At 35.6% G+C, this 21,755-nt stretch carries 23 protein-coding genes and 1 tRNA gene; 16 read left to right on the top strand and 8 right to left on the bottom strand.

Annotated elements, in window-relative coordinates:
• Positions 1–92: 92 nt before the first annotated feature.
• Entirely contained in the window at positions 93–809 is a 717-nt protein-coding gene (gene purC, locus PTQ34_RS00705) for a phosphoribosylaminoimidazolesuccinocarboxamide synthase (protein ID WP_273931552.1), read from the bottom strand.
• The gene (locus PTQ34_RS00700) at positions 806–2,095 is read right to left on the bottom strand and encodes a S41 family peptidase (protein ID WP_273930528.1); all 1,290 of its coding nucleotides are present in this window, start codon (positions 2,093–2,095) and stop codon (positions 806–808) included. Before PTQ34_RS00700 ends, purC begins: the two co-directional genes overlap by 4 nt.
• 249 nt (positions 2,096–2,344) lie before the next feature.
• Between PTQ34_RS00700 and PTQ34_RS00695 the strand changes: the two genes are divergently transcribed.
• Positions 2,345–4,933, top strand: coding sequence for an ATP-dependent Clp protease ATP-binding subunit (locus tag PTQ34_RS00695; protein ID WP_273931551.1), 2,589 nt, complete (start codon positions 2,345–2,347; stop codon positions 4,931–4,933).
• Between the two features lie 754 nt (positions 4,934–5,687).
• On the opposite strand, the gene PTQ34_RS00690 is transcribed toward PTQ34_RS00695, so the two are convergent.
• Entirely contained in the window at positions 5,688–6,137 is a 450-nt protein-coding gene (locus tag PTQ34_RS00690) for a hypothetical protein (protein WP_273931550.1), read from the bottom strand.
• Positions 6,134–6,367 carry a hypothetical protein gene (locus tag PTQ34_RS00685; RefSeq protein WP_273931549.1) on the bottom strand — a complete coding sequence of 78 codons (234 nt, stop codon included), beginning with the start codon at positions 6,365–6,367 and terminating at the stop codon, positions 6,134–6,136. Before PTQ34_RS00685 ends, PTQ34_RS00690 begins: the two co-directional genes overlap by 4 nt.
• Before the next feature lie 308 nt (positions 6,368–6,675).
• Here PTQ34_RS00685 and PTQ34_RS00680 point away from each other — a divergent pair, with 308 nt between their 5' ends.
• The 13 genes from PTQ34_RS00680 to PTQ34_RS00620 all read left to right on the top strand — a co-directional run bounded on the left by PTQ34_RS00680 (position 6,676) and on the right by PTQ34_RS00620 (position 16,498).
• Entirely contained in the window at positions 6,676–6,972 is a 297-nt protein-coding gene (locus PTQ34_RS00680) for a hypothetical protein (protein WP_273931548.1), read from the top strand.
• A 5-nt stretch (positions 6,973–6,977) separates the two neighbouring features.
• The gene (locus PTQ34_RS00675; RefSeq protein WP_273931547.1) at positions 6,978–7,148 is read left to right on the top strand and encodes a hypothetical protein; all 171 of its coding nucleotides are present in this window, start codon (positions 6,978–6,980) and stop codon (positions 7,146–7,148) included.
• 143 nt (positions 7,149–7,291) lie between these two features.
• On the top strand, positions 7,292–7,501 hold the full coding sequence (locus tag PTQ34_RS00670) for a hypothetical protein (RefSeq protein ID WP_273930523.1): 210 nt from the start codon (positions 7,292–7,294) through the stop codon (positions 7,499–7,501).
• Positions 7,502–7,698: 197 nt separating this feature from the next.
• Positions 7,699–7,854 (top strand): hypothetical protein, encoded by a 156-nt coding sequence (locus PTQ34_RS00665; RefSeq protein ID WP_273931546.1) that lies wholly within the window; start codon positions 7,699–7,701, stop codon positions 7,852–7,854.
• A 2-nt stretch (positions 7,855–7,856) separates the two neighbouring features.
• Entirely contained in the window at positions 7,857–8,402 is a 546-nt protein-coding gene (locus PTQ34_RS00660) for a hypothetical protein (protein WP_273931545.1), read from the top strand.
• A gap of 191 nt (positions 8,403–8,593) precedes the next feature.
• Positions 8,594–10,492, top strand: a complete 1,899-nt coding sequence (locus PTQ34_RS00655) for a hypothetical protein (protein WP_273931544.1) — start codon at positions 8,594–8,596, stop codon at positions 10,490–10,492.
• 9 nt (positions 10,493–10,501) lie between these two features.
• The gene (locus PTQ34_RS00650; protein WP_273931543.1) at positions 10,502–10,990 is read left to right on the top strand and encodes a hypothetical protein; all 489 of its coding nucleotides are present in this window, start codon (positions 10,502–10,504) and stop codon (positions 10,988–10,990) included.
• A gap of 2 nt (positions 10,991–10,992) precedes the next feature.
• A complete protein-coding gene (locus tag PTQ34_RS00645; protein WP_273931542.1) occupies positions 10,993–12,213 on the top strand; it encodes a zonular occludens toxin domain-containing protein in 1,221 nt (406 codons plus the stop codon).
• Positions 12,137–13,375 (top strand): type II secretion system protein GspD, encoded by a 1,239-nt coding sequence (locus tag PTQ34_RS00640; RefSeq protein WP_273931541.1) that lies wholly within the window; start codon positions 12,137–12,139, stop codon positions 13,373–13,375. The genes PTQ34_RS00645 and PTQ34_RS00640 overlap by 77 nt, the downstream gene beginning before the upstream one ends.
• 216 nt (positions 13,376–13,591) lie before the next feature.
• Positions 13,592–15,049 (top strand): replication endonuclease, encoded by a 1,458-nt coding sequence (locus tag PTQ34_RS00635; RefSeq protein ID WP_273931540.1) that lies wholly within the window; start codon positions 13,592–13,594, stop codon positions 15,047–15,049.
• Positions 15,050–15,059: 10 nt separating this feature from the next.
• Positions 15,060–15,395, top strand: coding sequence for a hypothetical protein (locus PTQ34_RS00630; RefSeq protein WP_273931539.1), 336 nt, complete (start codon positions 15,060–15,062; stop codon positions 15,393–15,395).
• A gap of 3 nt (positions 15,396–15,398) precedes the next feature.
• Positions 15,399–15,620 (top strand): hypothetical protein, encoded by a 222-nt coding sequence (locus PTQ34_RS00625; protein WP_273931538.1) that lies wholly within the window; start codon positions 15,399–15,401, stop codon positions 15,618–15,620.
• Positions 15,617–16,498, top strand: a complete 882-nt coding sequence (locus tag PTQ34_RS00620) for a tyrosine-type recombinase/integrase (RefSeq protein ID WP_273931537.1) — start codon at positions 15,617–15,619, stop codon at positions 16,496–16,498. The genes PTQ34_RS00625 and PTQ34_RS00620 overlap by 4 nt, the downstream gene beginning before the upstream one ends.
• 68 nt (positions 16,499–16,566) lie before the next feature.
• Here PTQ34_RS00620 and PTQ34_RS00615 read toward each other — a convergent pair.
• From PTQ34_RS00615 to ribH, 4 genes are all read right to left on the bottom strand, one after another.
• Positions 16,567–16,658 (bottom strand) — tRNA-Ser (locus PTQ34_RS00615).
• Positions 16,659–16,715: 57 nt separating this feature from the next.
• Positions 16,716–17,408, bottom strand: a complete 693-nt coding sequence (gene pyrF, locus PTQ34_RS00610; protein WP_273931536.1) for an orotidine-5'-phosphate decarboxylase — start codon at positions 17,406–17,408, stop codon at positions 16,716–16,718.
• Complete coding sequence (gene nusB / locus PTQ34_RS00605; protein ID WP_273931535.1) at positions 17,405–18,040, bottom strand: transcription antitermination factor NusB; 636 nt, start codon at positions 18,038–18,040, stop codon at positions 17,405–17,407. Before nusB ends, pyrF begins: the two co-directional genes overlap by 4 nt.
• Positions 18,040–18,507, bottom strand: coding sequence for a 6,7-dimethyl-8-ribityllumazine synthase (ribH, locus tag PTQ34_RS00600; protein WP_273931534.1), 468 nt, complete (start codon positions 18,505–18,507; stop codon positions 18,040–18,042). Before ribH ends, nusB begins: the two co-directional genes overlap by 1 nt.
• Before the next feature lie 98 nt (positions 18,508–18,605).
• Here ribH and PTQ34_RS00595 point away from each other — a divergent pair, with 98 nt between their 5' ends.
• A complete protein-coding gene (locus PTQ34_RS00595; RefSeq protein WP_273931533.1) occupies positions 18,606–19,949 on the top strand; it encodes a sodium-dependent transporter in 1,344 nt (447 codons plus the stop codon).
• Positions 19,950–19,958: 9 nt separating this feature from the next.
• A complete protein-coding gene (locus PTQ34_RS00590; protein ID WP_273931532.1) occupies positions 19,959–21,293 on the top strand; it encodes a sodium-dependent transporter in 1,335 nt (444 codons plus the stop codon).
• Positions 21,294–21,755: the final 462 nt, after the last annotated feature.

The raw sequence follows: 21,755 nt of genomic DNA, 5'->3' as shown, positions 1-21,755 counted from the left end.
CTTTGCGTAGATAGAACATTAAGAACACCCAAGCAAAGTGCCTAGCTTAAAATGAGCAAAATCCGTCACTAATAACAATTTGCTAAAAAAGTTTAATTAAGAATGCGTTTAAGCACCTCTTCATAAGCCACTTTCACAGACCCCCCACCTATATCTTGACGGAAAATATCCTTATCCATCTTTGCGCCTGTTTTAGCATCCCAGAAGCGACAGCTATCAGGACTGATCTCATCAGCTAGTATGATTTTGCCGTCTTTATCACGCCCAAACTCTATTTTAAAATCCACTAGTTTTAGCCCCTTGCTAGCAAAAAACGGCTTTAAAATAGCATTGATTTTTCTAGCTTGTTCTTTGATATAGTCTAGATCTTTTTGCTCGCCAGCACCTAAAATAATAGCATGCTCATCATTTATGATAGGATCATGCAGCGCATCATCTTTGTAACAAAACTCAACCAAAGCAAAAGGCAGCTCTTTACCCTCAGTTATGCCAAGGCGTTTTGTAAGGCTCCCTGTGGCGATATTTCGCACGATTACTTCAAGTGGCACGATAGAGCATTTTTTTACCACTTGTTCTGTATCACTTATAGTCTCAACTAGTGCTGTTTCTATGCCGTTTTGCTCTAATAAGCCAAAAAGCTCAGTAGAGATTTTATTATTTAGCGCGCCCTTGCCGCTTTCATTGCCCTTTTTTGTCGCATCAAAGGCTGTTAAATCATCTTTAAACTCAGCAATAAGCAAATCGCTATTTTCAGCGACGCTCCACATTTTCTTGCCTTTACCCTCGTAAATCATCTCTTTTTTTGTCATTTTTGCTCTCCTTTTTGACTGATTTTTTCAATGATTTTTACGCTATCAATTGCAGTTTTTAGCTGGATATCCTCGTAGATTTGCGCAGCTGTGATGATGTTTTTATCATCATTTTTACTCTCTTTTTTGCCCTCAACCTTTTCTAGTTCACTTTGTAAATGCGCTTTTAGATCACTTTCTTTTAAAGTAAGATTATTTTCTTCATTTGGCACCTTGCCAGCATATACTACTACATCAGGTTCTACGCCTACTGCTTGTATAGTCCGGCCGCTTGGCAGGTAGTATCTAGCCACGGTTAGGCGGATAGCTTCTTTATCATCTACTGGCATTACAACTTGTACGCTACCTTTGCCAAAGCTTTTTTGCCCTATTACCACCGCTCTTTTAAAGTCTTGTAAAGCCCCGCTTACTATCTCACTAGCACTAGCTGAGCCCTCGTTTATCAAAACTGCAAGTGGCAGGTCAGTTACTTTTTTCTTAGGATCAGCCTTGTGGGCTTCGTTATTGCTCTCATCTCTGCCTTTTTGACTTACTATCACGCCATCGCTTACAAAAAGATTTGTTAGCCCCACAGCTTGATTTAAAAGCCCGCCTGGGTTATTGCGCAGATCAAGCACTATGCCACGAACACTTTTATTTTTTTCTATGAATTCCCTAGCTTTTTTCTCCACATTTGCATCAAAGGTGCTTACACGCAGATACAAAATATTTTCGCTAGGAACTAGCTTTGCGCTTACGCTTTGGACTTTGATTGTATCACGGATGATATGAAATTCCAAAGGCTTTTTCTCGCCTTTGCGAACTATGGTGATATCCACGCCGGTTTTTGGCTTGCCACGCATTTTGTTTACAGCATCGTCTATGCTCATGCCAATGGTGCTTTGCCCATCAATACGCAGTATCACATCACCTGCTTTTATGCCAGCTTTAGCAGCTGGGGTATCGTCAATCGGTGCTATTACAGATACTGCGCCGTCTTTCATACCTATGGTAATGCCAAGTCCGCCAAACTCGCCACTAGTAGCGATTTGCATATCTTTAAAGGCTCTTTCATCAAGGTAGCTTGAGTGCGCATCAAGATTGCTAAGAAGCCCTGAAATAGTTTTGTTTGAAATATCTGTGAAGTTTAGATCATCAACATAGTATTTCTCAACCACAGCCATAGTTTTAGTGATCTTAGAAAGCTGCTCTAAGCGTGAGTCCCCAGCACTCGCAGCACCTAAATGCGAGACTAGACCAACGCCAAAGACTGTAAAAAAGCCAAAGGCAGTGAAAAATGATTTCATTTTTTTGTCCTAAAAGTAAGTTTAAAAGCTACGATTTTAGCGCAATTTTTCTAAGATTTATATTAAAATTTGCCTAGGAATTCTAGAATTCCTTATGAATTTATATCTAAGAATTCTAGAATTCCTAGGCAAATTTCCTTAAATTTTAGCACTCTAGCATAAAGAGTGATAAATTTTCTAAAAAACCTTGACAAGACTATACTCAATGTTATATAATGCCAAGTGCAATTTTTTTTAAAGGGGTAACAAATGGCAAACATACTAGAAATCCTTACAAATCAAGCTAGAAGCACCTTAGAAAGCTCAGCTAGCTTAGCAATCAGCTCTAAAAATCCTGAAATTTCTAGCCTACATTTTCTTTGGGCTATTATCAGTGATAGTAGCTCAGTGCTAAATCAAGTATTTAACAAAAGAGATATAAACCAAAGCGCACTAATGCTTGATCTAAAATCAAGCGTAGGCTCTTTGCCAACTAGCTCAAATGTAAGCAAAGAAAACATAAAAATAGGCTCTGAGCTACTAAATAGCTTGGAGCTTGCTAGAGCAAAAATGCTTGAAATGGGCGATAGTTTCATAGCACTTGACACTTGGCTTATCGCAAATAGCTTAGCTGAGAGCAAAGTAAAGCAGATTTTAGCCAAATACATTGATATTAGCGAGCTAAATAAAGAGCTAGAAGCCATAAGGGGTGGCGCAAAAATCACAAATGAAAGCAGTGATGAAAACCTTGATGCGCTTAAAAAATTTGGCGTGGATCTAAACGCAAAAGCCCTTGCTGGCGAGCTTGATCCGGTTATTGGCAGAGATGATGAGATTACTCGCATGATGCAGATTTTGATCCGCAAGACAAAAAATAATCCTATATTACTAGGCGAACCAGGCGTGGGAAAAACGGCGATTGTAGAGGGCTTAGCGCAAATGATAGTAAAGCGTGAGGTGCCAACTAGCCTAGCAAACAAGCGTGTAATCGCCCTTGATATGAGTGCTTTAATAGCTGGCGCAAAGTATAGAGGCGAGTTTGAAGACCGCTTAAAGGCTGTGATTGACGAAGTAAAAAAGGCTGGAAATATCATACTTTTTATAGATGAGATTCACACTATCGTGGGAGCCGGTGCATCTGAGGGCAGTATGGATGCGGCAAACATCCTAAAACCAGCTCTATCTCGTGGTGAGCTACACACCGTGGGAGCCACCACGCTAAAAGAGTATAGAAAATACTTTGAAAAAGACGCTGCCTTGCAACGCCGCTTTCAGCCTGTATCTGTGGCTGAGCCAAGCGTAAATGAAGCCCTACAAATACTTCGCGGCATAAAAGACCGCTTAGAGGTCCATCACAATATCCGCATAAATGACGCTGCCTTAGTCGCTGCTGCAAAACTTAGCCACCGCTACATTAGCGGACGCTTTTTGCCTGATAAAGCAATAGATCTAATAGACGAGGCAGCAGCCGAGCTAAAAATGCAAATAGAAAGCGAACCAAGCGCACTAGCAAAGGCTAAGCGTGAAATAGAAACGCTTGAAGTAGAAAGAGAAGCTCTAAAAATGGAAAATAACGAGCAAAATGCCCCTCGTCTAAATGAAATAGAAAAAGAACTAGCAAATCTAAATGAGCGTAAAAACGCCTTAAATGCGCAGTTTGAAAACGAAAAAGCTGTATTTAGCCAGATTGCCGAGCAAAAAAAGCAAATTGATTTGCTAAAAAACGAAAGCGAGCAAGCCAAGCGTGAGAATAAATACGAAAAAGCCGCCGAAATAGAATACTCAAAAATCCCAGAAGCTGCCAAAAAAATCAAAGAGTTAGAGGAAAAATGGGAAAATATGAAAAAAGCAGGCGTGCTGCTAAAAAACGAGGTTGATGAAGACTTGGTGGCTTCTATTCTTAGTAAATGGACTGGAATTTCAGTCTCTCGCATGCTAAAAAGTGAAAAAGAAAAATTCCTTGGCGTAGAAGAGCACCTAAAAGAAAGTGTGGTAGGACAAGATAAAGCCCTAGCTGCCTTAGCAAGGGCAATTAAACGAAATAAAGCAGGTCTTAGTCCAAGCACTAGACCTATTGGCTCATTTTTGTTTCTTGGTCCAACCGGTGTGGGAAAAACGCAAAGCGCAAAGGCTTTGGCGAAGTTTTTGTTTGATGATGAAAAGGCGCTAATACGCTTTGATATGAGTGAATATATGGAAAAGCACAGCGCCTCTCGCCTGCTAGGTGCGCCTCCGGGCTATGTGGGCTATGATGAGGGCGGACAGCTAAGTGAGGCGGTTAGGCGCAGACCATACTCTGTGCTACTTTTTGATGAAGTAGAAAAGGCTCATCCTGATGTGTTTAATATCCTATTAGGAATTCTAGATGATGGTAGGGCAACTGATAATAAAGGCGTGGTGGTGGATTTTAAAAACACCATTATAATTCTAACCTCAAACATTGCTAGCGCAGCTATTAGCGAGCTAAGTGGCGAAGGCAAAGAAAATGAAAGGGAAGCTGCTGTAAAAGCCGAGCTAAAAAACTACTTCAAGCCTGAGTTTATAAACCGCTTAGATGATATAATCATCTTTAATCCACTAGGCCTAAATGAGCTAAAAGGCATTGTTAGCATTATGTTTAAAGACTTAGAGCTTGCTCTTGCTAATCGTGGAATAAAAGCTAGCCTTGATGAGAGTGCTATAAAGCTAATTAGCGATGCTGGCTTTGATCCAGTATATGGTGCTAGGCCACTGCGCAGAGCCTTATACGAGCTAGTAGAGGATAAAATCGCAGATGAAATCCTGCGCGAGAACATAGCTAGCGGCGATGAGATAATAATAACAGCCAGTGGCGATGAAATAATCATCAAAAAAGCCTAGAAATTCTGGGGAATTCTGGGGAATTCTAGAATTCTAGAATTCCCTGGGTTTACTCTATCTATTACAGATTTTTATATTTTTTAAGCATAATTACAAAAACTTCTTAGAACAGCTAAAATAAGGGCGCATAAGACAAGATTACAAACGCCGTAGATGCTAAGGCTTTTAAAAAAAAATATTTAGTGATTTTTTAAAGTAGTGATTTTTAAAAATAAGTGGCGGACAGGGAGGGATTCGAACTCTTGTTTGCTTTTTTATTGATTTTTTTATATATTTTTGCTATAATTTTACCATGTCAAAAAAAGAAAAGATTACACAAGATATACTAGATTTAAGAGTTTATCTAGTCGCTTTGATAGCTAGTTTTGTAGCTTTGATTGGTTATGTAGTTAATCACTATGATAAAAACGATTTTTTATTTTATCTAGCTGGTATCACTACATTTTTTGTATTTTTCCTTATTATTTATGTTCAAAATAGACTGAATAAAAAGAAAGATGAATTAGGGGGCTTGTAATGTATTTTGCTAGTTTTATTTTGATTTTTGGTGTTTTGGCTCTTGGCTATCTAGCAATTTTTGCTTCTACAAAAGAGCCTAAAGAGGCTTAATTTATCTATGGACTTTCAAAGTATAGTTTTGGCTTTTGCTAGTGTTGCCCTTGTGTTTGGTAGTGCTGTGATATTAAAGCTTTTATACGAAGTAAATAAGCACAAAACTCTAAAATCTACTTAAAATTTAGGGGCTTTGCCCCTATTATTCTGCTAATTCATGTTTTGGTTGTTTTCTAAAAAATCTAGCTAAAAATACTCCAAAAATTAAAGCTGCTATTGCTGATCCGCCTATTCTATACATTTCTGCTATTGCGCCTGATCCCTCTCTCATTTGCTTTTCTCTTACATTTTCATAAATGTAGGTATCATCCGTGATTCTGTATTCTTTTATTCTATTTCCTAGTATTAAATTTTTCTCAAATTCTTTGTTTAGTATTTTTAGCTTATTTATTTCTTTTTTTAGTTCTCTGTTTTGCTTTATTATTTCGTTATTTATACTTTTTAATCTTTCATTTTCTACTATCATTTTTTTATAATTTGTATTATCGTTTATTTTTTCTATTATAACTTTTGTTCCATTTTTTTCTTTGTATTCTAAAATTAAATTTGCTTGTGCTTGTATAAAAAATATTGCTAAGATTATATATTTCATTCTAATTCCTTTCTTAGAATTCTTGCTTTTATATCTGCTAAGTAAAATTCTTTTTCTTTTTCGCTTAATTTATTGAAATATTTTAGTATTTCACTTAAATTGTCTGCATTATCTATTTTTTCTTTCTTGTATTCCATCACAATTTTGTATAAATTTGGCTTATCTGCGCGCCAATTATAAATGGTTGGCTCACTAATATTCAAAAAATTACAAAATTCTTTTATATTCATCTTGACTTCTTTTTAGTTTTTTGCTAAACTTCTAAAATAATTTAAGTGAAACACTTAAAGTAATTTTATGTTTTTTTGCTTTCATTCTAGCATAAAAACGCTTAATTATTTTAAGTCCGACCCTAGATGTCGCTAAACTCGCTACTTCGCTCAAATGTCTCGCATCGGTAACATTTGGGCGTCGTATGACAAAAACCGATGAAATATTTTCTTTAAAGGAGTAGCCGATGGCTCTTATAATTCAAAAACAATTCTCACTTAATTACGAAGTGACAGGTGGCATTTGCCGTATTACCAAAGCAGGTTCAATGGTTGTTAACGGTCAAAGTGTTAATTATGGTAACTCTGTTCGTGTTACTACTACAAATATTATCGATAGCGATATTGACCCTGAAACTGGTGTTGCTAACACAAGACAAGAAGTTTTGAACTTAAAAATTCTTTGCCAAACTCCACAAGAAGCAGGTCAAATAGTAAATACTTTAAAACCACTTTTAGCTAAAGGTGAGCCTATTTATTTTAGTGGTGGCTTGCCATCTAGAAAACAAGATGGCTCTATTGAAGTAGTGGTAGAAATGCCAAAATTAACTAAGGCTAGTAAGTAGTTACTATGGGATGGGCTTCTTATTCTTTTATGTTCCCTGAACATATTTGGGAATTTTTGGATAATTTAGATTATCCTGATGGGTTTTTAGCATCTTTGATAGAAAATAGCAAAGAATATAAAAACTTTGTTAGCTCTCAAAATAGCTATAAGGATGAGCCTAGTCTTTTTGACTAGCTAGCAAGTGGGGGCTTTGCCCCTGCGTTTATTTAAAAGAGTGCTTTCTTTCTTTTTTCATCACCTAAAAGCGCCAAAAAGCACTCTTTTAAGTAAGCCGTTCGACTTACTTGCCAATACTATTTTTTTGAAAGGAGTTTTCCATGTTTAAGACTGCGAAAACAAAACTTTTGGCTCTTGGTGCTGCTGTGCTTGGCTCTGCTAGCCTTGCTAATGCTGCTGTTACAGTAGGACAAGATGGTGCTATAAGTGGTAGCCTAGATGTTGCTCCATTTATGAGTGGTGCTGGCGTTGTTATCGTTGCGCTTGGTGCTATGTGGGCAATCAAAAAAGTTATCTCTCTACTTCGCTAAGATTAACTTTTTGAGTGTCAAACTCTGCCCTTGCTGTTAATTAGACCCTATCAGCAAGGGCTAAAGGTTTTAAAAATGGATATACCTGTAAACAATTTTATTTTATTTTCTAATAGTTTCTTTGGAATTTTAATTGTAGCTCTTTTTGCGGTAAAAGGTATATTTTTTGCGATAACTGTTTTTAACCGAGAATAAAAATGAATTCTTACTCTGAAACTTGTATAAATCAAGGTCTTAATTTTCTTTGTATGACTGATAATGACTTTGCTTTTTCTATGTCTATTACAGGAATTCTAGTTGGCTTTTGTTTTATGTTTATTTCATTTCTTATAGTTTCAAATATAAAGGCTTAGTTATGGCTGATAAAAAGATGTTTCCTAATATTTTGGATTATATTGACAAAGATAATAATTTAGATAAAGATTCTTTTTATAATGCTTTTTCTGATATACAAGGTTATGCTGATTTAAAAAATTATGATTTAACTGGCTTAGTTGATTTTGTTAATTATGATGGCGATGATATTACTTCTGCTATTAGGGAGTGGTCAGATAATTCTAATTTTGGTGATACTAGGAGTTTAGGTGATTATCTTTCTAGCTATTTTATTGATGCTTACGAAACACCTTTGTCTAATTTAAATCGTTATAATGAAGTTCTTTCTAATAATCCTAATGACCCAATTTTAGAATTTTTCAAACTTGAAGCTGACAAATCTAACGATTATTTAAATTATTTTTTCAGTTCTGCTAATCCTTTGGACTCTATGCGTTCTAATGATAACTTCGATTTTTCTTTTTCTAATTTAGATATTGCTCCGTTTATGTTTTGTGCTTCTATCTTGATAGTTGCTTTATTTTCTGTATGGATAATCAAAAAAACTATAAGGCTTTATAAATGATTTTAGAAATAATGAATAACCCTGCTTTTGATTATTTTTTTAGCATATTTTTTTGGTTTACAGTTTCGGCTCTGCCACTTCTGCTAGTGACTACACTTTTCACTAACAGGCTTATTAAATAGTATTGAGTTTTTGGGTGGCTTTTAATTTAAAAAGCTCTAATCACTAGAGCTGTAAAGGATAAAAAACCGATGAAATATTTTCTTAGAATTCTTGCTTTTTTGTTTATTGGTTTTAGTTCTTTATATGGTGATACCTTAGAACAAGCTCGTAAGGCTGCTAATCAGAGTATTGCATCTGCAATTGAATTTGAAAAAAAAGGTGTTCTTTTTAGCAATCTTGGTTGTTCTTCTAAGGGTTGTTTTATTAAAATTGATAATACCGTTTATTCTGTTCGTTCACAGCCTGATATATGTATTGGGACTAGTGGTAATTATGGTTGTTATTCAAATAAAACGGAATTAACATATTATGTTGAATGGAATGGTTGTTTATATAAACCTTGTTATTTTTCTTGGAGTTCACCTAGTTCAAATCCTTGTAAAGATTCAGGTTCTACTTATTGCGAAATTATTGGGACTGCTCCTTATTATAATAGTTCATCGTTTAAAGCTTCTCCTGTATGTTCTTTAGATGAAAATAACAATTTTTCTTTAAAAGACGGTAAATGTGTTCCAAAATGTGTCAACCCTGAAAATGGTGAGCAAGGTTTTTATAATGATAAAAAAGAACGCTGTGAATTTTGTTCTTTTGGTGCTACTTTTGATGAAAATGCTGGAATTTGTTCTAATTTTAAATGTTTTGAATTAGAAAATAAAATGGAGCGTTTTGATTGTATGTGCCGTGAGGGTGGTCACGGTGCTGGAGCTAGTGTTAAAACTTTTGTTACAGGTGCTGGAACCGATTGTTCTATTACTTGCGAAGATGGTTCTACAATATCTACTATTTCTAATATTAATGTTTTTAAACAGCTTTTTGATACTGTTTTTAATGGTGGTTATATTCAAACTACTTTTAGTGATACCACTAAATTTTGCACAGTTGATAATTCTACTAATATTGACCTTGTTGACCCAAGCGATTCTGAATCCGAGCAAGGTGGCTCTCAAGGTGGTTCTCAAGGTGGCGAACAAGGTGGCGAGCAAGGTGGCGAACAAGGTGGCGAGCAAGGTGGCTCTCAAGGTGGCGAACAAGGTGGCGAACAAGGTGGCTCTCAAGGTGGCGAACAAGGTGGCGAGCAAGGTGGCTCTCAAGGTGGTGGACAGCAAGATGGTGTTAGTAAAGGCACTATAACTATAAAAGACCCTGTTACTGGTGAAGAGAAAGTTGTTGAAATTGGTAAAAATGAAAAAGAAAATTCTATAAGCTATAGAGACCCTGAAACTGGAAATCAAGTAGAAATTAAACCTAAAGATAAAACTGGTGGCAATATTATTACTATTACAGATACTATTACTGGTGAAACTAAGACTGTTGAAATTGGTAAAAATGATAATAGAAAAAATGAAATTAGCTATAAAGACCCTTATACTGGCAAAGATGTAATTATTGATTTAAGCCCTAAAGATACAGATAAAGCAGATAATTCTCAAGCAGAGAGCGGTAAAGCAGATAATTCTCAAGCAGAGAGCGGTAAAGCAGATAATTCTCAAGCAGAGAGCGATAAAAAGAATAATGATGATTTTGAATTTAAAGCTCCTAATTTAGGTGCTTTAGGCAATGCTAATGATTTTGACACTGGTGGTGTTTTATCAGGCTTAAATGATGAGCTTGATAGTTTGTCTGATGATAATTTAGGTCTTTTAAATAGCATTGTTAATAATGTTACATCATATATTGATGATTTAAAAGGTTCTTTAGATAATGTTGCTGAAAAGGCTTCTGCTTTGAGTAAAAACCCTTTTTCATCATCAAATGTCACTAGCTGCGCTATTGATTTTAGCCTTTTAGATAAAAGCATTAAAATTGATTTATGTCAATATATTTCTCAATTTAAAAATCTTTTTTATGCCATTTTTTACTTGGCTTTAAATGTTTTCATAGCTTTTGGGATGTTTAGATTATTCGTTTTAATTTTGGTATCTATTTAAGGAGTTTAAATGCCTGCTTTTGTTGCTTGGATAGCTAGAGTTATATCTCTTTTGTGGAAGCCTTTTTTTGGTGTAATTACTGGTTTTTTTGTTTGGCTTTTCCCTATTATAAGAAGTTTTTTTAGCCGTAAAATTGCTAGTGGCAGATTTTTTGCTACTTTTGCTAGCTTGCCTTTTGTTAAGAGTGCTTTAGTTTTTTTCTTTGTCAGCGTTGTAGGTGTTTTTGTAAGCACTTATTTAGCTTTAGTAGATATTTACTTAAGAATCAGAGATGGTTTTGAACTTTTGATTAGTTCAGGCACTGGCACTGATTCTCTTAGTTTATTTTATGATTTAGCAAATTCTTTGGGTATTATGGAAGTTTTAAAAGATACTTATTCTCTTTGGTCTCCAGTTTTAATTAGCTTGATTTCTTTTGTTCTTTCGGTTCTTTATTATAAGGCTGTAATGAGATTTATAACATTTACTAAGCAATTACATCTATTTGGTGCGCAGTAGTTATGTCAATTCGTTACATTGTAGGAAACCCTGGCAGTGGTAAGAGCTATTACGGCGTAAAAGTGCTTTATGATGCTTTTATGCGTCCTAAGCATAAAAGCATTTTTAGCGTTATGCCAGCAATTATGAAAGCTTATAAAAACAATGAAAAACATAAAAGTCTAGATGAAATTTTAAAGGATGATGAAAAGAGAGATAATGATTATTTAGTTGCTTATACAAATATAAATGAGTTCAAATTTGAGTTATGCGAGAAAATAAAAAAGTTAGATTTTGTTGACCTTGAAAATAAATTAACAATGCTTTATACTGAGTATAAAAACAATAAAGATAGTGGCGATAAAGAACTAATTGAACTTGCTAGCGAGCTTGGACTATATAAAGCTTTATTTGTTATAGATGAAATACACAATTTTTTTGACAAAGATAATGAAGTTTTGCGCTGGTGGCTTACTTATCATCGCCACCTTTACCAAGAATTGTATTTAATAACACAAGATTTGAGCCTAGTTAGCAATGAGTATAAAACAATCGCAGAATATTTTTATAAAGCAGTAGATAGTAGTAAGCGATTTTTTAGCAAGAAATTTAGATATATTCAATATTCAAGCTATAAGCTATATCAAAAAGATATCATCAGCAAATTTCTTGTGGATTTTGAACAAGAGATTTTTAATCTATATCACTCTGGAAATAATGGAATTGGTAAAAGTGCTGTAAAAAAGTTTATGTGGATTGGAATTCTACTTGCCTTAATTGTATTTATACTTTTTAAAGTCTTAATTAGCGTATTTTTAAGCCCTGATGAAGTAGAAAAAATAGATGAAAAAGCTATAAAACAAGATTCAAACTACACTATTAAAAATACTGAGAATTTTAGAATTAAAAAAGAGCTTGAAAAGTTAAAAGAAAAAAATGTAGATGATTTATTTTATTATTCTTTTACTTGCTATGAAAATTTATGTTCTTTCTCTGGTTCTATTGATTTATTTAGATATGAAATTTTAGTTCATTTAATGGGGACTACTGAACAAGTTTTTAGTTTAAAACGAAGTTCTGGCTTAAAAGGTGGGGTTACCTATGAAGTTCTTTTAAAGAACGATGTTTTTAAGCCTCTAAATATAACTTACACACAAGGAAAAACCGATGAAAAAACTTTTAATAATGACTTCTCTAGTCCTGATTTTGGTCTTGGAAGTTTCGGCAATTCAAATAAAAAGTAATTTGTTAGAATTTGCTAATATTGCTGCTAATACAAATAAAACTCAAATTCTTATTAGCGGCTCTTTAAAGCCTGATGATTATTACTTTTTTACTGACCAAAAACAAGTTAATGTTACTTTGTCTTTATTTAAGAAAATGGTTGAGCTTCAAGGCTTGCGTTTTTTAAAGCTTGATGACTTTTATTTTGTAGATATTGACAAAAGTTTAAACGCTAATAGTGATTTTAATTCTACCAGTTATGAAGAGCCTGAAAATCTCTACTATATAAAAATGCAGGGCAATAGCTTTGCTGAATTAAATGCTATGCTTAATCAATACGACAAAAACGCTACTTATATAGCACAAGATAATGCTGCTGTCATCAAGGCTACTGAAAAGCAATATAGCGAAATTTTAAGCTATTTGCCTAACTTTGATAATAAGATTGTAGAGCAAATTCGCTTTAAAATCACTATTTTAGAAACTGATTTAAGCGATTTACGCAAGCGTGGCACAGAAGTTAATTCGCTTTTAAAAGCCGTTGATAGTAAAGATTTTCGCTTTTTCTTTAATATGATAACTGTCCCTTATATTGAAAATAGCAATGTTATTACTCAGGCTGCGGACTTTTATGGAGTTCTAAACTTCTTAGACCAAAACTCCATAACAAAGATAAAATCTAGCCCTTTTGTGGTTGCTAAGTCAAATAGCGAAGTGTTTTTTAGCTCTGTTAAAACTATACCGTTCTTAAAGAATACTAGCACCTTTAATCAATATTCTACTCAAAGTCAAAATACTTATGATTATAAGGATGTTGGACTTACGCTAAAACTTCGTCCTGTTGTGGTTGGTAGTAATATTGATGTAGATTTGGATTTGACTTTTGAGAATTTGCTAGCAAATAGCGACAAGCTAACGCCTAGCACTAGCAAAAAGCAATTAAAGTCTAGTTATCGCTTAAATCGTGGTGAAATCATTGTTCTTAGTGGAATAAATCAAGATATAGAAACTAAAGGTCGCACTGGTATACCACTGCTAAAAGATATTTGGCTTTTAAAGTATCTATTTAGCACTGAAACTACTGATTTAAGCAATAGTATCTTAACTATAACGATTGAAATCGTTGATGATGAAGTCAGCATTGCTAAGGTTTTAGAAAAAAGTAAAGATGATGATAAATAGTTTTTGCGCCGCTGGGTGGCTTTTTTAAGCTAGTCGCAAAATTTTTTAATTTTTTCCCTAGAAAAAATTAAAAAATTTCTGTCTGCGACTAGCCGATTTTTTTGTTAGCTTTGAAATGCGCTTAAAAAGCGTGTTTCAAAGCGTCAAAAAAATCTGAGGTAAAAAACAAATTTTTTAAAAGCTCTGATTACAAGAGCTGTAAAGGATAAAAAACCGATGAGAAAAATTAAGTTTGTTGATGATGGGCAGCCAAGTCTATTTGATGAGAACTTTGGCGCTGCGTCTGCGCCTGTGAGCGGGGGGCGCTTCGCGCCAACCGCGAACAAAGCAGCGCCTTGTCAATTTAATAAAAAAATGCCAGCTTTTGACTATATCGTTCTTTCACGCACTTATGGTGTAAGTGATGACGATTTAAAAGAAGCAAAAAATAAGCTTGCTTTACAATCCAAATGGCTAGAAAGCCAAGAATATATTAGCGATGTTACTGGTGAGCTAAGAACATTTTTAGATTTTACTATGTCTGCTAATCACTCTAAAAAGTATTATGCTGAAGTATGGAATAGAACAAATACTATAAGCGATTTTATGCTAAATCATAATCACCGCATAGCATTTCTTACAATTACGCTAAATGGCTGCTTTCGCCGTGCCTTAAATGGCGATTACTCACGCTTTAAAATCCAAGATGAAAAGAAACTAAGCCCTGAGTTCTTTGAAAAAAAGCTAAATTGTGAGCCTTGTGGTATAAAAGATTTAGTGGATTTATTAAATTATCAGTGGCACGCATTTTTTAAAAGAATTCTAGCTTATCTAAAAGGTTCAAAATATTTTTACATTCGTGCTTTTGAACCGCATAAAGACGGAGTGCCACACATTCACGCCTTAATCTCTTATCCCAAGGAAATACACGAAAAAGTGCTACAAGCTTACAAAGATATATTTAATGCTCCCCAAAACCTAAAAAGCACTTATCTAAGCAAAGAACAAGTAAAAAATGGTGAGATTAACGGCTTTCAATGGAGCATAAATAATCCAGCAGGCTATGTTTTAAAATATATAAATAAAAGCTTTATTAACTGCCTAGAAAATAAAGAGCTTAATCATCAGCAAGCTTGGTATATAAAATATAAAGTTCGCCGCTTTACTACTAGCAGGCACCAAATTCCGCTGTGGATATATAGAAAAATTAACTTTTTCAAAAAAGATTTTTATAACCTTTGCTTGCTTAAAGACCACAGTGATTGGTTTTGCGAGTGGGATTATAGCTCGCAATATTTTAGACTAAGCAATATGAAAACTACTGAGCTAATAAACTATGAAAATGGCGTGCTTGAGTATAGCATTCAAGGCAAGATTATTCATCGCTATGAGAAAAAACTGCCTAAAAAGCCTCAAAGGCAAAAGATAGATTTGCGAACTTATGATGAAAAAGATAAAAAACCTTTTGGTCGCTGGGAATGTCGCAAGCCGATAAATAGAATGAAAGATTATGAGTTTTTGGAGTATTTCAAGGCTCTTGCTATTAGCAATTCACCTCACTATGCGCTTTGCGTAAATGAGCTAATAAAGCGTGGCATGAATAAAATCTTTGGTATTCCAGACCGTCAAATAAGTCTAAATAATGCTATTGATGATATTGATGTATTTGAGTATAACTACTATCTAAATAAATAAGGAGATTACAATGATGCGTGATTATTTTTTAATAAATTGTAAGATTTTTAAAAAAAATCATAAAAAAATTTTAGAAATTATAAAGTCTGAAAAAATCAAACTTTGTGGAGAATTGATTTTTTATCTTAAAAGAAATAATCATCAGCTTTATGAATTTGTTTGTGATAGATTTTCATTTTATGAGAGAATTTTAGATTTTCAATATTTGGAAATTTGTAAAAATGATAAAAAATCTTTTTTAGATTTTTTGGTTAAGCGTTTTCTTTATCGTTGTCTTAATATGGGTTACAGTTTTGATGAAATTGAAAAAGCTTTAAAAGAAAATCTTTATATTTTAGAGGAGTAAAAAATGGCTAAAAAAGATTTAGAATCTTATTTTGTTTATTTAGAGAAAAAAAAGCTTGTTTTTGAGATTATAAAAAAACAAGATATTTACTTTTATTGTGATTTAGTTGTTTATTTAAAAAATAATGATTTTGAACTTTACCATTTTGTTACTAAATATCCTGCTCTTTTTGATAGATATTTAAATACTAAATATTATAGAGCTCATAAAAAAGGTAAAATATGACTTTTGAAAAATATTCTAAACTTTGGCTTGATTTAGGTCAAAAAAGCTGGAAGCCTAGCACTTATGATAAAAACTGCGGAATTGTTAAAACTAGGCTAAAAGACTTCGCAAGTCTTGATATAGATGAGATTAAGCCTAGTTTTATTAGACTTTGGCTTGCTAGTATTGATGATGTTAGCAATAAAAGTAAAAAGCACTATATAAGCGCATTAAGTGGTATTTTTACACTTGCTTTGCAAGATGAAGTTATAAATAGAAATCCTATAACCTTTTTAAAATCTTTACAGCATACTAGCCCTAGAATAGAGCCTTTTAGCAATGATGAAGTAACTGAAATTTTAGCTGAGAGCAAAAAATATAGCCAAAATTTTCAAATATTCGTGCGACTAGGCTTTTTTACTGGTATGCGCACTGGCGAGATTATAGCATTAAAGCTAAAAGATATTGATTTTGTTAGTGATATAATTTCTATAAATTCTACTCGCTCTCGCTTTGGCGAAGGCACTCCAAAAACTGCTAAAAGTATGCGTAAAGTGCCGATTTTAAAAAATCTAAGGCAAACTTTATGCGAGTTTATAGACAGCCGCAAGTTTTTTAGTGGATATTTGCTAGAAAATCAATATAATAAGCCCTATAGAGATTCTCAAATTTTTCAAGATATTTGGAGCAAAATTCTAGCTGATTTAGGCATCAAATATCGCCGTCCTTACACTATGAGGCACACTTATGCGACTTTTATGCTTACTAATAACTATGTAACGCCTGTAAAGCTTGCTGCCCTGCTAGGTCATAGCACGCCTAAAATGATTTATAATGTTTATGTAAATTATGTTAATCAAAATTTACAAGATTTTAACCGAGATTTAAAGTTGTATTAAGCTCGCCTAGGCATAGGGAAACCAAAAGCTAAAAAAAGTTGCTTGAAATGATGATTTTATGGGCATAGTGGCGGACAGGGAGGGATTCGAACCCTCGAGGCCCGGTTAGAGCCTGCACCCTTAGCAGGGGTGTGGTTTCGACCAACTCACCCACCTGTCCAAGTTCTTTTTAAAGTAAAAAGAACTGGAATTATAACACGAAAAGCTTATATTTTACTTAAAATTGAGATAAAATTTCTTTTACGGCATTTTTTGGATTGCTAGCTTTGTAAATCGGTCTACCAATTACAATAAAATCAGCTTTGTGAGACTTTGCAAAGCTTACACCAGCTACTCTTGATTGATCATCTTGAGCGGAGGTCTCACCACGCAATACAGGGCGAATCCCAGGACAAAGCGTGATAAAATCATCACCGCAATGCTCTTTTATCATCTTGCTCTCAAAAGCCGAACAAACCATACCATCAAGCCCAGATTCTTTGCTTAAAAGCGACATGCTACGCACAGCACTTTCTATATTTGTGTGATAAATATCGCTAAATCCGCTCTCATCAAAGCTAGTTAGCGCTGAGACTGCTAACACTAGTGGGCGGTTTTTCTCACTAGCGATGCGCTCCATCACTGCTCTCATCGCCACAGCACCTGCGCTTGCGTGGATGTTTATCATATCCACCCCAGTCTTGCACAGCTCGGCTGCTGCATCACTCATGGTATTTGGTATATCATAGAGTTTAAGGTCTAAAAAAATCTTAAAATCGCTGATTTTTTTAAGCTCACAAATAAAATCAAGCCCATCTCTATAAAAGGCTCTCATACCAACCTTTAACCATAAATCAAGCCCTTTTAGCTCACTAGCAAGCCCTAGACACTCATCACGGCTAGGCAAATCAAGTGCTACACAAAGTTTCATTTCTCATCCTTTCTAGCTCGCTTTAGCGGCTGTTTTGCGGCTGTTTTGCTGGCTGGGCCTGATTTTGCTGATTTTTTAAAGCCGCTTTCTTTAGGAATTCTAGAATTCCTAAGCTCATTGTTCTCTTTATCCTTAGGAATTCTAGAATTCCTAGACTCGTTTGGTTTTAGGCTCTCTTGTATTGCGCTTAGATTTTCATAGAATTCTTTTGTATCCACAGCTGCGCTTGTTACTGGGCTTTTATCTTTTGCGATATTATCTAGCACGCCATTTACGAGCTTTACGCCGTTTGTAGAGCCAAACTCACTAGCCAAAGCCACAGCCTCGCTAATCGCCACCCTAGCCTCGCAAGTCTGCGCTAGTATCTCATGCGCCCCAAGCCGCAAAATTGCCCTCTCCATAGCCCCAAGTTCAGCTAACTTAAAGCTACTTAGATAAGAGTTGATTTTTTCATCAATATTATCAATATTTTCTAAAACACCACCAAAAAGAGTCTCGGCGAAATTTTTTTGCTCGTTTTTTATCTTTTGTTCAGCAAAATACTCGCTAGCAAAATCCTTATTAAATGTATCCATTTCATGCGCGTAGAGAAAGGTTATGACAGCTTGGCGCACTTGATGACGAGTTGCCATTATTTAAGCCCATCAAAAAGTGAAATAAGCTCAACTAGCCCAGCCATCGCCTCAAAGCCTTTATTGCCAGCCTTTGAGCCTGCGCGCTCGATAGCTTGTTCTATGCTATCAGTTGTTAGCACGCCAAAGGTTACTGGTTTGCCGTGTTTTAGGCTTACATTTGCGATGCCTTTTGCCACCTCAGCGCTAACATAGTCAAAATGAGGCGTGCTACCACGGATCACCGCACCCACGCAGCACACAGCATCAAACTTGCCTGAACTAAGTGCTTTTTCAAGCGCAAGTGGTATCTCAAAAGCCCCAGGCACAAGCAATAAACTAAGATTTTTCTCATCTCCACCATGACGGATAAAAGCGTCTTTTGCGCCCTCAACCAAGCGGTCTGTGATAATGTGATTAAACCTAGCGTTAATGATAAGCACACGCTCTTTGCCACTTAGGGCTAGTTTTCCTTCGATTATTTTCATTTTTTTCCTTTTTACATTTGATTTCAAGCCTTAATTATAACAAAGTTTAAAATTATTTTTGCTAGAATTGACAAATTTTTTTTTCTAAAAGGCAAGAAATGCATAAAAAATTCTCCAAACTAGGCTATATTTTAGCCATGGCTGGTTCTGCTATAGGACTTGGCAATGCATGGAAATTTCCTACAATGACTGGCAATCACGGAGGATTTGCTTTTATTTTTCTTTATTTTGTGCTTACGATTTTGATAGCTTGTGTAGCTTTTTTGGCAGAGGCTGGCATAGGCAGACTTAGTGGTAAGGACACGCCAAAGGCTCTCATAGAACTAGCACCAAAAGGGCAGAGATTTTGGGGGCTTGGCGGATTTTTTATGATTACAGCTTTGCTTATTGCTTCGTTTTATCTTGTGGTTATCGGCTGGATTTTATACTACGCTTGTCTTAGCATTGGTGGGCTTCCAGCTAGCACAGATGAGGCTGGCAAGCTTTTTGATAGTCTTATTAAAAACAATCTAACAAGCGTTTTGTCCTGCTATTTTGCGGTGCTTTTCATCACTTTTTATACAGTATCAAGAGGTATAAAAGAAGGTATAGAAAAGCTAAATTTTATCTTAATGCCTAGCTTGTTTATTTTGTTAATTGTGATTTTGATATATTCATTTACTTTTAATAGTAGCGGTTTTAGTGGGGCTGTGAGTTTTATTTTTACCCCTGATTTTAGCAAGATTTTAGACCCTGAGCTGATACTAGCTGCCATGGGACTAGCGCTGTTTTCGCTCTCACTTGGTGTGGGGACGGTTAGCACTTATGGGGCTAGCTTGGGTGAGGATACAAATCTTTTTAAATCCTTATTATATATAGTAGGGCTTAATATCTGCATGGGAATTCTCATGGGGCTTGTGGTATTTAGCTTCGTTCAAGTAGCACCTGGGGCCAGTGCTAACGATGGCCCAGGGCTGATTTTTGTCTCTCTTGCTTCGCTTTTTGGCGAGCTTGGAGCGGTAGGCTCTGTGCTTGGGTTTATGTTTTTTATCTCACTGCTTTTTGCTGGTATAACATCTGCTGTATCGATGATAGAACCAGCTGTAAGATACTTCGAGGATGAAAAAGGCATAAGCAGAATCAAATCTAGCGCAATTCTTGGAATTTTGGTCTTTGGGCTTGGAGTGCTTTGTGTGCTTAGTTTTTATGAGCCTACAAAAGATAGTTTTGCTATATTTGGCAAGAGTATTTTTGATATATTAGATTATGCTACTTCAAATGTACTTATGCCGCTTGGCGTGCTGTTTTTTAGCATTTTTGCTGGCTGGATAATGCCAAAAGAGCGATTTTATACACTATTTTTAAACTACGCACCAAAGTTTGCGGTGGATATTTGGTATTTTATCTTGCGATTTATTTTGCCGATTTTAGTCGTTGGAATCGGTATTTATAGACTTAATTAAGGAGAGATTATGCATAAAGAAGCGCATTTTTCGCGTGTTGGCTATATTTTGGCTATGGCAGGTTCAGCTATAGGGCTTGGGACTGCGTGGAAGTTTCCTACTATGGTGGGGCTTGGTGGCGGTTTTGCTTTTATTTTGGTGTATTTGGTGCTGTGTCTGGCTATCGGTGCGGCTGCTTTTTTAGCTGAGGCTTTGCTAGGGCGTGCTACTAGGCGTGATACAGTAGGCGCCATCTACGAGCTAGCACCAAGTGCTAAAAGAGCGTGGAGCATTGGTGGGTTTTTTGTATTTGTCAGCATTATGATAGTGCCCTTTTATCTAGTTGTGGTTGGCTGGATATTTTACTACGCAATGCTGTGTATGTCGCAGCTGCCAACTGATCCAGTAAGTGCAAAAGAGGCCTTTGGCTACCTAGCATCAAACAATATTTTTGGCGTTAGCATGGGCTTTCTTATCGTTTTTGCTCTTTCAATCTATACGATTTTAAAAGGCGTTAAAAAAGGAATTGAAAAGTTAAATTTAGTGCTTATGCCAAGTCTTTTTATCTTGCTTATAGCCTTGGTTACTTATTCTGCAATTTTTGGCAATTTCGCAGGTGCTGCTAGCTTTTTATTCACCCCAGACCTCTCAAAAGTCCTAGATGCTGACTTGCTGCTAAAAGCCCTTGGGCTTGCTATGTTTTCTATGAGCCTTGGAATGGGAACGGTGTGTACTTACGCAGCAAATACTGATAAGTTTACTAATCTTTTTAGCTCGGTTTTTTACATCATCGTGCTAAATACCATGGTTGGCATTTTAATGGGGCTTGTGGTCTTTAGCTTTATACCTATTGAAAATGCTAGCGAAGGACCTGGGCTTATTTTTGTAAGCCTTGCTTCGCTTTTTGGTTCTATGGGCGTGGCTGGGCAGATTATCGGCTTTGCGTTTTTTATGGCTTTAATTTTTGCTGGTATTACCTCTGCTATTTCTATCATCGAGCCTACGGCACTATTTTTGATGAATAATGTCAAAGTAGAGCGTCCAAAGGCGGTGGCGTATTGTGCGGTGTTTATTTTCGTGGTGGGCTTTATTTGTATACTTTCTTATTACAAGCCTAGCGCAGAGGTATTTACATTTTTTGGAAAGAGCTTTTTTGATTTGCTTGATTATATTACCTCGATTATTCTTATGCCTTTGGGTGCTTTATTTTTCTGCGTGTTTGTGGGCTGGGTCGTGCCAAAAAGCACTCTGGCTGAAAACCTAAAACACCAAATGCCAAAAGGCGTTTTTGAAATCTGGGTGTGGGTAATACGCATTATCGTACCAGCGGCGATAATTAGCGTGGGAGTTTATAATTTTTTATAAAGAGCATAATACACTAGGAATTCTAGAATTCCCTAAGGATAATCTAGAATTCCCCAAGTCTTGTGTCATCCCCCGACTTGATCGGGGGATCTCATCACAGAGAATTCTAGAATTCCATATAAAGATCCTCGGGTCAAGCCCGAGGATGACATAGTAGGGAATTCTAGAATTCCTAAGAGAATTTACTAGAAATTCTAGAATTCCAAAAAAAACACTCCCTAACCCCCAGAAAATCTAGAATTCCCCAAAAAACGCAGATAAAGCAAGAGAATTCTAGATTCTAGTGGGGTTTTAGGGGCGGCAGCCCCTAAGGATTTAGGGCGTAGCTCTTATAAAATTTGAAAGCAGTGGGCAAACCCACTAAAGCGAGCAAAAATCTAGAATTCCTAAGCTAAAATCTAGAACTCCTAAGGCAAAAACTAGAATTCCTAGCTTCGGTTGCTTTGCTCCCTCGCAATGACA

The organism is Campylobacter magnus (assembly GCF_028649595.1).
Classification (GTDB): Bacteria; Campylobacterota; Campylobacteria; order Campylobacterales; family Campylobacteraceae; genus Campylobacter; species Campylobacter magnus.
Note: the sequence above shows the minus strand (reverse complement) of the source record. Positions and strands in the feature narration are given on the sequence as shown.